Origin of the sequence: Xanthomonas hyacinthi (assembly GCF_009769165.1) — a bacterium.
In the GTDB taxonomy this organism is placed as follows: domain Bacteria; phylum Pseudomonadota; class Gammaproteobacteria; order Xanthomonadales; family Xanthomonadaceae; genus Xanthomonas_A; species Xanthomonas_A hyacinthi.
On record NZ_CP043476.1, the window covers coordinates 2,839,506 to 2,852,457 of the forward strand.

At 63.5% G+C, this 12,952-nt stretch carries 14 protein-coding genes; 9 read left to right on the forward strand and 5 right to left on the reverse strand.

What is annotated here, in order from left to right:
• Nucleotides 1–145 precede the first annotated feature (145 nt).
• Nucleotides 146–691, forward strand: coding sequence for a DUF924 family protein (locus FZ025_RS12530; RefSeq protein WP_046981748.1), 546 nt, complete (start codon nucleotides 146–148; stop codon nucleotides 689–691).
• Nucleotides 692–827: 136 nt separating this feature from the next.
• On the opposite strand, the gene FZ025_RS12535 is transcribed toward FZ025_RS12530, so the two are convergent.
• Complete coding sequence (locus FZ025_RS12535) at nucleotides 828–1,409, reverse strand: hypothetical protein (protein ID WP_244292373.1); 582 nt, start codon at nucleotides 1,407–1,409, stop codon at nucleotides 828–830.
• Nucleotides 1,366–2,292: a Grx4 family monothiol glutaredoxin gene (grxD, locus tag FZ025_RS12540; RefSeq protein WP_046978420.1), complete on the reverse strand. Its 927-nt coding sequence runs from the start codon at nucleotides 2,290–2,292 to the stop codon at nucleotides 1,366–1,368. Before grxD ends, FZ025_RS12535 begins: the two co-directional genes overlap by 44 nt.
• Before the next feature lie 45 nt (nucleotides 2,293–2,337).
• Here grxD and FZ025_RS12545 point away from each other — a divergent pair, with 45 nt between their 5' ends.
• Nucleotides 2,338–3,129 carry a polysaccharide deacetylase family protein gene (locus FZ025_RS12545; RefSeq protein WP_208803640.1) on the forward strand — a complete coding sequence of 264 codons (792 nt, stop codon included), beginning with the start codon at nucleotides 2,338–2,340 and terminating at the stop codon, nucleotides 3,127–3,129.
• Nucleotides 3,130–3,377: 248 nt separating this feature from the next.
• On the opposite strand, the gene FZ025_RS12550 is transcribed toward FZ025_RS12545, so the two are convergent.
• The 3 genes from FZ025_RS12550 to FZ025_RS12560 all read right to left on the reverse strand — a co-directional run bounded on the left by FZ025_RS12550 (nucleotide 3,378) and on the right by FZ025_RS12560 (nucleotide 6,118).
• Nucleotides 3,378–4,049 (reverse strand): methyltransferase domain-containing protein, encoded by a 672-nt coding sequence (locus FZ025_RS12550; RefSeq protein WP_046978426.1) that lies wholly within the window; start codon nucleotides 4,047–4,049, stop codon nucleotides 3,378–3,380.
• A 60-nt stretch (nucleotides 4,050–4,109) separates the two neighbouring features.
• Complete coding sequence (locus FZ025_RS12555) at nucleotides 4,110–4,751, reverse strand: SGNH/GDSL hydrolase family protein (protein WP_046978427.1); 642 nt, start codon at nucleotides 4,749–4,751, stop codon at nucleotides 4,110–4,112.
• A gap of 83 nt (nucleotides 4,752–4,834) precedes the next feature.
• Nucleotides 4,835–6,118, reverse strand: coding sequence for a pyridoxal phosphate-dependent aminotransferase (locus FZ025_RS12560; protein ID WP_046978422.1), 1,284 nt, complete (start codon nucleotides 6,116–6,118; stop codon nucleotides 4,835–4,837).
• 395 nt (nucleotides 6,119–6,513) lie between these two features.
• On the opposite strand from FZ025_RS12560, the gene FZ025_RS12565 reads away from it, so the two are divergent.
• The 7 genes from FZ025_RS12565 (at nucleotide 6,514) to FZ025_RS12595 (ending at nucleotide 12,942) form a co-directional block, all read left to right on the forward strand.
• Entirely contained in the window at nucleotides 6,514–8,688 is a 2,175-nt protein-coding gene (locus FZ025_RS12565; RefSeq protein ID WP_046978423.1) for a type I secretion system permease/ATPase, read from the forward strand.
• Complete coding sequence (locus FZ025_RS12570; protein WP_046978424.1) at nucleotides 8,685–10,106, forward strand: HlyD family type I secretion periplasmic adaptor subunit; 1,422 nt, start codon at nucleotides 8,685–8,687, stop codon at nucleotides 10,104–10,106. The genes FZ025_RS12565 and FZ025_RS12570 overlap by 4 nt, the downstream gene beginning before the upstream one ends.
• Before the next feature lie 138 nt (nucleotides 10,107–10,244).
• Nucleotides 10,245–10,850 carry a hypothetical protein gene (locus FZ025_RS12575; RefSeq protein WP_046978425.1) on the forward strand — a complete coding sequence of 202 codons (606 nt, stop codon included), beginning with the start codon at nucleotides 10,245–10,247 and terminating at the stop codon, nucleotides 10,848–10,850.
• A gap of 29 nt (nucleotides 10,851–10,879) precedes the next feature.
• Nucleotides 10,880–11,230 (forward strand): hypothetical protein, encoded by a 351-nt coding sequence (locus FZ025_RS12580; protein ID WP_158185562.1) that lies wholly within the window; start codon nucleotides 10,880–10,882, stop codon nucleotides 11,228–11,230.
• A gap of 63 nt (nucleotides 11,231–11,293) precedes the next feature.
• Complete coding sequence (locus FZ025_RS12585) at nucleotides 11,294–11,896, forward strand: hypothetical protein (protein ID WP_158185563.1); 603 nt, start codon at nucleotides 11,294–11,296, stop codon at nucleotides 11,894–11,896.
• Between the two features lie 29 nt (nucleotides 11,897–11,925).
• On the forward strand, nucleotides 11,926–12,276 hold the full coding sequence (locus FZ025_RS12590; protein ID WP_158185564.1) for a hypothetical protein: 351 nt from the start codon (nucleotides 11,926–11,928) through the stop codon (nucleotides 12,274–12,276).
• A gap of 63 nt (nucleotides 12,277–12,339) precedes the next feature.
• On the forward strand, nucleotides 12,340–12,942 hold the full coding sequence (locus FZ025_RS12595) for a hypothetical protein (protein WP_158185565.1): 603 nt from the start codon (nucleotides 12,340–12,342) through the stop codon (nucleotides 12,940–12,942).
• The last annotated feature ends 10 nt before the right edge of the window (nucleotides 12,943–12,952 follow it).

Consider the following 12,952-nt stretch of genomic DNA (forward strand, 5'->3'; position numbering starts at 1 on the left):
TTGGCGCCGCCTGCGCACGCTAGCCCGAGCCGGCGCGCTTGCCAAGTGCGGGCGGCGGCAGGTGCGCGCCGGCGCCGCCGCACCGCATACCGTATGCCGACGCCGGATCGGGTATAGAGGCCGATTGCCGACCGATGGAAGTGCAATGACCGAGACCCTGCCCCGCGATGTCGTGGAGTTCTGGCGCAGCGCCGGCCGCGAGCGCTGGTTCGCCGCCAACGAATCGTTCGATGCGAACGTGCGCCAGCATTTCCTGGACGCGCATCACGCCGCGGCGCGCGACGAGTACGCAGCGTGGATGCACAGCGCCGAGGGCGCCTTGGCCCTGCTGCTGTTGCTCGACCAGGTGCCGCGCAACGCCTTCCGCGGCAGCGCGCACGCCTACGCCACCGATGGCCTGGCCCGGCGCTACGCGCACCGGGCGCTGGCGGCCGGCCACGACCAGCAGGTGGAGCCGGAACTGCGCATGTTCTTCTACCTGCCGTACCAGCACGCCGAGGATCCGGCCCTGCAGCGCGAGGCGGTGGAGCTGCTCAGTGCGCTCGGCGATGCCGACAGCCTGCAGTGGGCCACGCAGCACGAGGACATCATCCAGCGCTTCGGCCGCTTCCCGCATCGCAATGCGGCACTGGGGCGGGAGACCACGCCGGAAGAGCAGCGCTTTATGGACGAGGGCGATTTTGCCGGTTGAGTGGTGAGCGGGGTTGGACCCGACGGCGCAGCGCTCTTGTAGGAGCGGCTTCAGCCGCGACAGGGTCTATCCGTAGACCCTGTCGCGGCTGAAGCCGCTCCTACAGTGCGCGGCCAGCCGTTTTTGCGGGAGCCGCTCAGCAGCCGCCGACCAGATCGTCGCTGCGCCATTGGCCATCGGCCAGGTGCAGCAGCCAGAATCCGTCGGTCTCGTAGCCGCTGCGCGGTAACAGGAAATCGGCCGTGCCGTCGGCATCGATGTCGGCGAACTGCAGCAGCGCATAGGTGTTCTTGCGTCCTTCGCAATCGTCGCAGCCGTAGTCGGCGAAGGCCTTGCGCATGCGCCAACCGCTGTCGCTGCGTTGCAGCACCGCCAGCAGGGTGCTCAGCTTGGGCGAGGCCGCGTCCGCGTTCGCCGCCGGCGCAGGGTCGTAGACGCTGGCGGTGACCAGGGCCACGGCGTGATCCGGGCGCCTGGCGTCGCCGATCACGGTCAGCGCCGGTTCCTCGCCGGCGGGCGGGGCGGCCAGGTGCGCCGCCCGCCGCTTCAGCGCCGCGGCAGGCAGGCGCTTGCGCACTGACGCATCGTCGCCGATGACCTGCAGCAGCGCACGCCGCTGCGTGGCATCGAGCTCGTGGCGGGTGAAGCGCTGGCCGGGGTCGTGCGCCGCCGGCTCAGTATTTCGCCACGCTGCTGTCCACGTCGTCGGCCCAGGCATCGATGCCGCCGGCCACGTTGTGCACGCGGCTGAAGCCGAGCGCACGGAACTGTTCGGCGGCCTGCGCGCTGCGCCCGCCGTGGTGGCACAGGAACGCCAGCGCGGTGTCCTTCGGCAACGCTTCCAGCTGCGCGCGCTGGTCACCGTCCAGGGTGCGGAACGGCACGTTCACCGACGCGATCGCACGCTCTTCCGGCGGGCGCACGTCCACCAGGATCAGGCCACCGGCGCGCACCTGGTCGTCGGCGTCGCGCACGCCGAGGTCCGGCACCGGCTTGGGCGCGTTCGGGTTGTCGATCGCCAGGCCGCGGCCGCGCAGATCGTCGACCCAGTCGATGGTGATGCCCTCGGCGCGGCGCGCGCTGGCCAGGTCGAACTGCACGCGCAGGCCGTTGGACTCGGCGGCGATGGCGTTGGGGTCGGTCGGCGCCAGCTGGAAATTCGGCTGGAACTGCGCGTCGATCGCCAGCGCCAGGGTCGCGTCCGGGGCATCGGCCAGCGCGCCGCGCAGCATCTCGGCGGCGGCGTCGGTGATGGTGATCGACGGCGGCGTGCGGTCCGGCGCCTGCACCCCGAGCAGCGCGCTCAGCTCGCCGCTGCCGGCCATCTGCAGGATGATGTCGCTGCCGCCGACCAGCTCGCCGTCCACGTACAACTGCGGGATCGTCGGCCAGTCGCCGTAGGCCTTGATGCCTTCGCGGATGTCCTGGTCGGCCAGCACGTTGACGTGGGCGAAGTCGACGCCCAGCTCGTTCAGCGCGCCCACCGCCTTGGCCGAGAAACCGCACTGCGGCATGCTCGGCTGGCCTTTCATGAACAGCACGACGCGGTTGGAACTGAGCAGCGTTTCGATGCGGGAACGCAGGGCGGGATCGAGGGACATGGCAGTGATTTCGGTCGCTGAGTCGGACCGGCCATTCTACGCCGCATGGCATCATGGGACATGACAGTTCCGGAAACGCTGCATCGCATCCCCCGCCATCCCTACCGCTGGCTGCCTTTGGCGCTGGCCTCGCAGGTGCTGGTCGCGGCGATCTGGTGGAGCTGGGGCTGGCGGATCGGGCTGCCGGCGCTGCTGGCCTCGCATGCCGCCCTGGTGCTGCCGGTGTTCCTGCCGCGGGCGCGCCTGTACGCCCCGGTGCTCAGCCGCCTGCCCGGCACCGCGCCGCAGGTGTGGCTGACCATCGACGACGGCCCCTCCGACGACACCGCGCCGCTCCTGGACCTGCTCGACCGCCACCAGGCCAGGGCCACCTTCTTCCTGGTCGGCGCCCGCGCCGCTGCGCGCCCGGAGCTGGTGCGCGAGATCCTGCGCCGCGGCCACGGCATCGGCAACCACAGCCATACCCACCCGCAGGCCTGGTTCTGGGCGCTGGGCCCGCGGCGCATGGCGCGCGAGATCGGCCAGGCGCAGCAGGCGCTGGTCGCCATCGCCGGCACCGCGCCGCGCTGGTACCGCTCGGTGGTGGGCATGACCAACCCCTTCGTCGCCGCGTCGCTGCGCGCGCATGGCCTGACCCGGGTCGCCTGGAGCGCGCGCGGCTTCGACGGCGTGACGTGCGATCCCGGCGCGACCGTGGCGCGCATCGCGCGCGACCTGCAGCCCGGCGCGATCGTGCTGCTGCACGAAGGCGCGGCGCACGGGCACAACCTGGCGATCGTGGAAGGGGTGTTGCGGGTGATGGAGGAGCGGAGCCTGGCGGCGACACTGCCGCACTGACGCAGGCGTCCGCCTTGCATGCCTTGGCTCAGGCCGAACACGATCAGCGCCAGGATGCCGAGCAGGCCGGTTACCGAGAACACCAGTCCGAGCACGCCGTTCCCCAGGCCCGAGGACTTTTTTTCCGAAGCGGTCCGCATGCTGCGGTTCCAATGGACGTGATGCGGCACGCGCGGCTGCGCGCGGCAATGCAAGCGAAGGAGGGATGGTGAACGCGCGTGCCGGCGCTGCAGCCGCGGCGCGCCGGCTCAGTTCGGCGCGGCCACGATCAGCCAGTTGTTGAACGGGGTGTTGCCGTACAGCGGCGCGAAGCTGGCGCGCAGCCCAGCTGTGTCGAGCTGGGCTTGCAGGCTGTCGCGGGTGGGATAGCACTTCGGCACTTCCTGCATCCAGCCGGCCAGGTGCGCGAGCACGTCGGCGATGCGGCTGGTGCGGCCGCGGCCGCTGGCCTCGCCCAGGCTGCTGCGGATCACCAGCTTGGCGCCGGGGCTGAGCATCTTCGCCACGCTGCGGATCAGGCTGGCCTGCATACCGTCGTCGAGGTACTGCAGCACGTCCAGGAGCGCGACGCTGCCGCGGTGCTCGGGCCACGATTGGCGCAGGTCGACCACGTCGAAGCGGGTGCCGTGCAGATCGTTGCGCGCGGCGATGTGGATGGCGCGGCGGATCTTCGCCGCATCGATGTCCACGCCGCGGTAGCGCTGCTGCTGGCCGTCGGCGCGCAGCGCATGCGCGAGCAGGCCCAGGCCGCAGCCCAGGTCCAGCACCGGCGCCTCGGTGCCGCGCAGCGCGGCGAGCACGCCGGGGTAGAGCGGATCGGTGCGCAGCTTGGTACGGGTGTAGTAGTAGTCGTAGCGGTTGCCGAGCGGATGCGTCGGCAGGAAGGCGCGGGCGATGGCCAGGGCCTGCGGGCGGGTCATGGGCTGGATGATGCTGGCGTCGCGCAATGTCGGTCCTTGGCAGCGGGGCGTCGTACTCCGCTAGGCTAACGCATCGCGCGCCGCAGGCAACAGCAGGCCGCTCCAGCGCGCATACATCGCCGCGGACGGATGCAGGCCATCGGCGGCGAGCATCGCCGCGCTGCCGCCGCCATCGCGGCTGGCCGCGGTGATGTCGACGAAGCGCACCGCATGCGCCTGGCAGTAGGCCTGTGCGGTGGCATTGAACGCATCGATCTGCGCGCCGATGCGCGCCGGATCGTGCGTGGGTGCTTGCGCGAACGCGGTCACGCCCCAGTCCGGGATCGATACCGCCAGCACCCGCCGCGGCTGGCCGTCGGCAAAGCCGAGCGCGCGTTGCAGCAGCGCGGCGAACTGCGCGCGGTACTCGTCGAGCGCACGCCCGCGGTACTGGTTGTTGACCCCGATCAGCAGCGTCACCAGCGCGAACGGGCCTTGCGGCGCGGCGGCATCGATGCCGGCGGCGAGTTCGTCGGTGGTCCAGCCGGTGCTGGCGACGATCTGCGGATCGGCGATGGCGATGCCGTCGTGGCGCAGCGCCGCGGCCAGTTGCAGCGGCCAGCGCGCGCTGTCGGCGACGCCTTCGCCGATCGTGTAGGAATCGCCCAGCGCCAGATAGCGCAGCGGCGCGTGCCGGAGCGGGGCGGAACTGGCCTGACTCATCCGCGCAGCACCGAAGGCAGCCACGTCACCGGGACCGGAAATAGCAGGAACGGCTCATGCTTTAACCATTTCCGATTCCCGATTCACCGCCCCCCAGCCACCGCGTTGCGCGGCTTCAGCGCCACCACCTTGGTCGCCGCCTCGGCGCGGCGCGCCAGCACCCGGTCGATGCGTGCGAACACCTCGCGCATTACCGCCGCTTCCGGCAACAGGGTCACCCGGAAATGGTGGCGGTAGGGCACGTTGAAGCTGGAACCCGGCACCACCAGCACGCCCTCGTCGTTCATCAGCTCCAGCGCGAAATCATGGTCGTCGAAGCTGCGCGCCGCCGCGCCGACCACCGCCGGAAACGCGTACAGCGCGCCGGCCGGCTGCACCAGCGACAGATGTTCGCTGGCGGCACAGGCCTCGATCACCGCGCGGCGGGTCTCGTACAGGCGCCCGCCCGGCGCGCACAGCGGCGAGATCGTGTCCGGGCCGTTGACCGCCGCGTCGATCGCGTACTGGCCCGGCACGTTCGCGCACAGGCGCAGCGCGCCGAGCAGATCCATGGCGTTGCGGAACTCGGTGATGCGCTCGGCGGCGCCGGACAGCAGCGCCCAGCCCACCCGCCAGCCGCAGGCGCGGTGCACCTTGCTCAGCCCGCCGAAGGTCAGGCACGGATGCTCGCCGGCCAGCGGCGCGACCGGCACGAACGCGGCGCCGTCGTACAGCACCTGGTCGTAGATCTCGTCGACCATCAGCAGCAGGTTGTGCTTGGCCGCGATCGCCACGATCTTCTCCAGCAACTCGCGCGAATAGCTGGCGCCGCTGGGATTGTTCGGGTTGATCAGCACGATGGCGCGGGTGCGCGAGGACACCAGCGTCTCGATCTCCACCGGGTCGGGCTGGAAGCCGTTCTCCGGCGCGCAGCGGTAGTACACCGGGCGGCCGTCGTTGAGGATGGTGGCGGCCGACCACAGCGGGTAGTCGGGCGAAGGCACCAGCACTTCGTCGCCGGGATTGAGCAGGGCGCGCAGCGACAGGTCGATCAGCTCGCTGACGCCGTTGCCGATGAAGATTCGGTCCGGGTGCGCGTCCGGGTGCTGGCGCCGCGCATAGGCCGCGGCGATCGCCTCGCGCGCCTCCGGCAGGCCCTGCTGGTGGGTATAGGGATCGGTGCGGCCCATGTCGTCGGCGATCGCGCGCTGCAGGTGCTCCGGCGCGCGGAACCCGAACGCACCGGGATTGCCGATGTTGAGCTTGATCAGCTTGCGCCCCTGCGCCTCCAGCTCCCGGGCTCGCCGCGCCAGTTCGCCGCGGATTTCGTAGCGGACTTCGGACAGGCGTTCGCGGATCGCGAGCGGCTTTATCGGGGGCGTGGGCATTGCGGTGAGCCGGTGGCAGGCGTTGGACTTGGCATGGTAACGGAAATGGTGCGGGTACTGCAGAAACCCAACCCTCCCGCCAAGCGGTGCTGATGAGAATAGCCAGAAGCCTATCCGCTTGATCCCGAGAGAGGCATGAGGGGCCGGCACGAAGTGGCCGACGTGTCGAGGCGATAGAAATGCCTCGGCACTTCTGGCGAAGCGTTTATCAACTCTGTGCCATGCACATTACTGTTGGCGTTTGGCACGCCCTGATCTGCGGCCCGACGCGGGCGATCACTTGACAATGATGTGAAGAAGACGTAAAAAGTGACGCACATCAAGCTATTTTTCTTGGTTTGGTTTGTGAAGGACTATCGCTTTGCTACGGAACAGCGTTTGGATCAGGAGGATCCATGGCACCAGGAACGGCCAAATTAGCGGTGGCTCTGACGTCAGGAGCGTCCGAGGAAGCGTCACAACCCAGGGATGAGGGGCTGATGGGGCTGGTGTTGTTGGCTCAATTCCATGGAATTGCAGCCGACCCGGCGCAGCTAGCCCATCAGTTCGGTAGCTCGGGCGAGATTTTCGACGAGACTGCGCTCCTGCTGTCCGCCAAGCGGCTGAGCCTGAAGGCCCGCTTCGTCTTGCAGCCGGCCGATCGATTGAACAAGGTGGCTCTCCCCGCCCTGTCCTGGCAACCGGATGGTCAGCATTTTCTGGTTGCCAAGGTCAGCGATGACAGTGTTCTGATCCATGACCTGACTCGACAACGGCCTCAAGTGCTGCCTCGTGCCGAATTCGACGCCCGTTATGCCGGCCGCTTGTTGCTGGTGACCTCACGCGCCTCGGTCTTGGGTCAACTGGCCAAGTTCGACTTCCGCTGGTTCGTACCGGCCGTGGTGAAGTACCGCAAGTTACTGATTGAAGTGTTGGTGGTCTCGTTGTTCATCCAGCTATTCGCGCTGGTCACGCCCCTGTTCTACCAGGTGGTCATGGACAAGGTGCTGGTGCACCACAGCATCACCACGCTGGAAGTGATTGCTATCGGGCTGGTATCTATTGCCGTCTTCGACGTGATTCTATCGGGCCTGCGCAGCTACGTTTTCTTTCACACCACCAGTAAAATCGATGTCGAACTGGGCGCTCGCCTGTTCCGCCACATCCTGGCCTTGCCGCTGAGTTATTTCGAGTCGCGACGGGTCGGCGATACCATCGCCCGGGTTCGCGAGCTCGAGAACATACGCAACTTCTTGACCGGTCAGGCCCTGACCTCGGTTCTCGATTTGCTGTTCACCGTGGTGTTTCTGGCGGTGATGTTCTATTACAGCGTCTGGCTGACCTTGATCGTAGTGATTTCCCTGCCGATCTATGCCTTGTGGTCGGCCTCGATTACTCCGGCGCTGCGCAAGTGCCTGGATGAGAAGTTCGCCCGTGGCGCCGACAACCAGTCCTTCTTGGTGGAAACGATCAACGGCATCGGGACGGTCAAGGCTACCGCCGTGGATCCGCGTGTCACCCGCACTTGGGACAATCAATTGGCTGGCTATGTCGGGGCCTCGTTCCGGGTCATGCGCTTGGCAAGTATCGGCCAGCAAGGCATCCAGTTGGTACAGAAGTTGGTCAGCATTGGCATCCTTTTTTTCGGTGCCAAGCTGGTAATCGATGGCAAACTGTCGGTCGGCCAGTTGATCGCCTTCAACATGCTTTCCGGCCAAGTGGCCACTCCGATCGTGCGTCTGGCGCAGCTGTGGCAGGAGTTCCAGCAGGTCGGCATCTCGGTCGAGCGCATGGGCGACATCCTCAACACCAGGGCCGAGCTACCTGGTAGCCGCATGACCTTGCCGCCCATTCAGGGGCGCGTGACCTTCGACAAGGTGAGTTTCCGCTATCGACCCGAGACTGCCGAGGTGCTGAGCGGCATCGTCCTGGACATCGCTCCGGGAGAAATCATCGGCATCGTCGGCCGCTCAGGCTCGGGCAAGAGCACCTTGACAAAATTGGTCCAGCGGCTGTACGTGCCGGAACGCGGGCGGGTGCTGATCGACGGCCACGATCTGGCCTTGGCCGATCCGGCCTGGCTGCGCCGCCAACTGGGTGTGGTGCTTCAAGAAAACTTTCTTTTCAATCGTAGTGTGCGCGAAAACATTGCGCTCAGCGATCCAGGCATCCCGCTGCAGCGCGTGATCCAGGCAGCCAAGCTGGCCGGCGCCCATGACTTCATTCTGGAATTGCCCGAAGGTTACGACACCGTGGTCGGGGAACAAGGCGCTTCGCTCTCCGGTGGTCAGCGTCAGCGCCTGGCCATCGCCCGGGCGCTCATCACCAACCCGCGCATTCTGATTCTGGATGAAGCCACCAGTGCGTTGGATTACGAGTCGGAACATGCGGTGATGCGCAATATGCGCACCATCTGCCAAGGCCGTACGGTGCTGATCATTGCCCACCGCCTGTCGACGGTGCGCCATGCCAATCGCATTGTCGTGATCGAAAAGGGTCAGATGGTGGAAACCGGTACCCATGAGCAGCTGGTCAATCGCCCCAACGGCCACTATGCCAGGCTGCACAAGCTGCAGGAGGGTGCGGTATGAAGCAGGCCGTCGAAGCTGCGCGCGAGTTCCTTGGCCGCTATGGTCAAGTGTTCAAGGTGGCCTGGTCGGTTCGCGATACGCTGGACCCTCCCCGGCGCACCGAAGATGAACTGGCTTTCCTGCCTGCCCATCTTGAGTTGACCGATACCCCGGTCTCGCCAACCGCGCGCTGGACAATGCGCCTGATCATCGCGTTTTTCTGCGTGGCGCTGCTGTGGGCGGTTTTTGGCCAGCTCGATATCGTGGCGGTGGCACCAGGCAAGACGGTGGTGGGCAGCCGGACAAAAGTCATTCAACCGGCCGAGACAGCCGTGGTGAAGCGCATCCTGGTCCAGGACGGACAAATCGTAAAGCGCGGTCAGCTGTTGATCGAATTGGACGCCACTGGCACCGGAGCGGACTATGCGAAAGCAGGTGATGCCCTGGTCAATGCCCGAATGGCGATGCTGCGGTTGGCCGCCGTGGCCGAGGCCTTGCAAGCCGGTAAGCCTCCTTCCATGCAGACGGATGCCTCGCTCCCAGTAGATCGGTTCCGGACGGAGCAACAACTGGCCCTCAGCCAATTCGAAGCCTATCAGGCCAAGCGCCACAACCTGCAAGCGGCGATCAGCCAACGGCGCGCGGAAATTCAGACCGTGCAATCGCTCATTGGCCCGTTGGCCGAATCGGCCAAGATCGCGACAAGTCGTTCTCAGGACTACGCCAAGTTGGTGGAAGGCCGTTACGTAGGTCGGCACGATTATCTGTTGCGCGAACAGGAGCGGATTGCCGCAGAGCGCGATCTGGCATCGCAGCGCAGCCGCTTGCAGGAAACCACGTCGGCGTTGAAGGGAGCACAGGAAGAACTGCTCATGCTGACTGCCGACACTCTACAGCAGACCCTGGATGGGTTGCGCCAGGCCCACGAACAGGTGCAGCAGTTCGCCCCGGAAGTCGCGAAGACCGAACAACGCGACCGGCTCATGCAGCTGCGGGCGCCAGTGGACGGCACGGTGCAGCAGTTGGCGATGCACACCGTCGGCGGCGTCGTGACGCCGGCACAAGCGCTGCTGGCGGTGGTGCCCAGCGAGGAGGCGCTGGAAGTGGAAGCTACGGTGCTTAACAAGGACATCGGTTTCGTGCGGCCGGGTCAACGGGCCACGGTCAAGGTGGAGAGTTTCCCGTATACGCGCTATGGCTACCTGGAGGGGACGGTGCAATCTGTGTCCCACGATGCGGCGCAGGACGAGAAGATGGGGCTGGTATTTCCGACAAGGGTGAAGCTGAGCGATCCAACCTTGATGATCGATGGGGTCAAGGTGGCGCTTACTCCGGGGATGAACTTGAGCATAGAGATCAAGACCGGGAGACGCCGGGTGATCGACTACCTGCTCAGTCCCCTGCACCAGCACGGACATGAAGCGCTGCGGGAGCGCTGACGGCGGACAATGATCGGCAATGCGGCAACCTGCGAGGCAAAGAGGTTTAAGCAAGGGATTTCCTTCATTGCTCAGTCAACTCGAATGCGTGGTGCCCAGGATTCCTGAGTCTGTAGAAAACCTACGAGGGGTAGCGAGATGGTGACGTACAGATGGGCAACGTCAGGCTTGCTGACTGTGGCCGTCGCATTGGCGGGATGCAGCAACAAGCAGGAGATGCGCTGGAAGGAGCAGGTCTGGCTCAGCGATGGGCGGCGTATCGACGTGGACCGTTATTCGGTGGCGTTGAAGAGCGGTTTCCCCAATACCACCGACGGGCCTCCTGTCTATCAGGAGATCAACTATGCGCCTTTGGGCGTGCATTGGTCTACCAAGGATGCAGGTGTGAATGGCTCAAGTAGTATGAATACCTTCGACATTATCGAAGGTGATGCGTATCTCGTGGTTCATGACAACGATAAACTGGAGAGATTTTGTATTGGCAAGCCCAAGGGTTCTTATTTGATTAATGTCTATCGATGGCATAAAGGTGCGATGCAGAAGATTGATCAACACGACGCGCCAATCGCACGCATGGGGATCAATCTATCTGGAACCGGGAACTGGGGATTCCGTCATGCGGACAAGCCGGTGACCTATCTGTCATGGGATGACATTGCTTATGTGACGAGACAATCCAGGGCAGGGCCTCCGGAATTGATTTCCGAGTTTTATAAAGATAGAGAATATGCGGTTTGCCAATAAATTCTTCAATCGATAGGGGATGGATGGAAATGGATTTCAGTAAAACGCAGCTTGATTACGCGCAGCTTTCGGCGAATGTCTATGGGGCGAAGTCCAGCGGGAGGTCGGAACTGAATACAGTTCAGCTCCCCAATGGATGGAATCCGATCGGGGAGAGGATCTCGCCGACGGGGTTCATGGCCAAGGCCTATCGCAATGCGGCCACGGGCGAAGTGGTGGTCGCTTACGCAGAGACGACTGCAGAGGACGGTGCTGAGCGTCACGATGGGGTGCGGCAAAACGAAGTCTGCCAGAGCGCGCACATGGCCGAGCAAGACGGTAATCTCGTAGGGCAAGTGCATTCAAGCAATGAAGACTGGTCATTGCTTGAATTCATTTGAAATGGAAATTGCCTGGGACCGCTGGATCGATCTTTGAATGGGATGCGCGATGGAGAAGATGAAATGATGAAAGTCAGATGGAGTGTCATCGGCGTGCTGCTCGGCGCAGTCGTCTCGACGCCGGGATGCAGCAACAAGGACGAGATGCGCTGGAAGGAGCAGGTCTGGCTCAGCGATGGGCGCCGGATCGACGTAGAGCGGTATTCGGTGGCGTTGAAGAGCGGGTTTCCCAATACGACAGACGGGCCTCCTGTCTATCAGGAAATCAGTTATGCCCCTTTAGGGGTCCATTGGTCTACAAGAAAGGGGGGGGCAGTTCCGGAGATGTTGTCATTTGACGTTATGGATGGCGACGCATATTTAATTATCGTTCCTGGCGATGACTTCAAGGATTTTTGTGTTGGCAAGCCTATTGGGTCTTATTTGATTGATGTTTATCGCTGGCGCAAAGGGTTAATGCAGAAGATCGATCAGCATGACGCGCCAATCGTACGCATGGGGATCAATTTATCTGGAACCGGGAACTGGGGATTCCGCCATGCGGACAAGCCGGTGACCTACCTGTCATGGGATGACATCGCTTACGTGACAGGACAGCCCAGCGCGGGACCTCCGAAGTTGGTTTCCGATTTTTTTAAAAAGCGGGAATATGCGGTTTGCCAATAAATTTGTCAATCACTAAAGGGTGAGTGGAAATGGATTTCAGTAAAACGCAGTTCGATTATGCGCAGCTGGCAGCAAATGTGTATGGAGCGAAATCCGGCGTTAGGTCGGAGCTGAATACACTTCAACTGCCAAATGGATGGAATATGATCGGGGAGAGGATCTCGCCGACGGGGTTCATGGCCAAGGCCTATCGCAATGCGGCCACGGGCGAAGTGGTGGTCGCTTACGCAGAGACGACTGCAGAGGACGGTGCTGAGCGTCACGATGGGGTGCGGCAAAACGAAGTCTGCCAGAGCGCGCACATGGCCGAGCAAGACGGTAATCTCGTAGGGCAAGTGCATTCAAGCAATGAAGACTGGTCATTGCTTGAATTCATTTGAAATGGAAATTGCCTGGGACCGCTGGATCGATCTTTGAATGGGATGCGCGATGGAGAAGATGAAATGATGAAAGTCAGATGGAGTGTCATCGGCGTGCTGCTCGGCGCAGTCGTCTCGACGCCGGGATGCAGCAACAAGGACGAGATGCGCTGGAAGGAGCAGGTCTGGCTCAGCGATGGGCGCCGGATCGACGTAGAGCGGTATTCGGTGGCGTTGAAGAGCGGGTTTCCCAATACGACAGACGGGCCTCCTGTCTATCAGGAAATCAGTTATGCCCCTTTAGGGGTCCATTGGTCTACAAGAAAGGGGGGGGCAGTTCCGGAGATGTTGTCATTTGACGTTATAGATGGCGACGCATATTTAATTATCGTTCCTGGCGATGACTTCAAGGATTTTTGTGTTGGCAAGCCTATTGGGTCTTATTTGATTGATGTTTATCGCTGGCGCAAAGGGTTAATGCAGAAGATCGATCAGCATGACGCGCCAATCGCACGCATGGGGATCAATTTATCTGGAACCGGGAACTGGGGATTCCGTCATGCGGACAAGCCGGTGACCTATCTGTCATGGGATGACATTGCTTATGTGACGAGACAATCCAGGGCAGGGCCTCCGGAATTGATTTCCGAGTTTTATAAAGATCGAGAATATGCAGTTTGCCAATAAATTCTTCAAT

Excerpts from the sequence above, each read along its gene's own strand:
- FZ025_RS12530 (WP_046981748.1), top strand. The coding sequence starts at position 146 with ATGACCGAGACCCTGCCCCGCGATGTCGTGGAGTTCTGGCGCAGCGCC.
- FZ025_RS12535 (WP_244292373.1), bottom strand. The coding sequence starts at position 1,409 with ATGCCTGGGCCGACGACGTGGACAGCAGCGTGGCGAAATACTGAGCCG.
- grxD (WP_046978420.1), bottom strand. The coding sequence starts at position 2,292 with ATGTCCCTCGATCCCGCCCTGCGTTCCCGCATCGAAACGCTGCTCAGT.
- FZ025_RS12545 (WP_208803640.1), top strand. The coding sequence starts at position 2,338 with ATGGCATCATGGGACATGACAGTTCCGGAAACGCTGCATCGCATCCCC.
- FZ025_RS12550 (WP_046978426.1), bottom strand. The coding sequence starts at position 4,049 with ATGACCCGCCCGCAGGCCCTGGCCATCGCCCGCGCCTTCCTGCCGACG.
- FZ025_RS12555 (WP_046978427.1), bottom strand. The coding sequence starts at position 4,751 with ATGAGTCAGGCCAGTTCCGCCCCGCTCCGGCACGCGCCGCTGCGCTAT.
- FZ025_RS12560 (WP_046978422.1), bottom strand. The coding sequence starts at position 6,118 with ATGCCCACGCCCCCGATAAAGCCGCTCGCGATCCGCGAACGCCTGTCC.
- FZ025_RS12565 (WP_046978423.1), top strand. The coding sequence starts at position 6,514 with ATGGCACCAGGAACGGCCAAATTAGCGGTGGCTCTGACGTCAGGAGCG.
- FZ025_RS12570 (WP_046978424.1), top strand. The coding sequence starts at position 8,685 with ATGAAGCAGGCCGTCGAAGCTGCGCGCGAGTTCCTTGGCCGCTATGGT.
- FZ025_RS12575 (WP_046978425.1), top strand. The coding sequence starts at position 10,245 with ATGGTGACGTACAGATGGGCAACGTCAGGCTTGCTGACTGTGGCCGTC.
- FZ025_RS12580 (WP_158185562.1), top strand. The coding sequence starts at position 10,880 with ATGGATTTCAGTAAAACGCAGCTTGATTACGCGCAGCTTTCGGCGAAT.
- FZ025_RS12585 (WP_158185563.1), top strand. The coding sequence starts at position 11,294 with ATGATGAAAGTCAGATGGAGTGTCATCGGCGTGCTGCTCGGCGCAGTC.
- FZ025_RS12590 (WP_158185564.1), top strand. The coding sequence starts at position 11,926 with ATGGATTTCAGTAAAACGCAGTTCGATTATGCGCAGCTGGCAGCAAAT.
- FZ025_RS12595 (WP_158185565.1), top strand. The coding sequence starts at position 12,340 with ATGATGAAAGTCAGATGGAGTGTCATCGGCGTGCTGCTCGGCGCAGTC.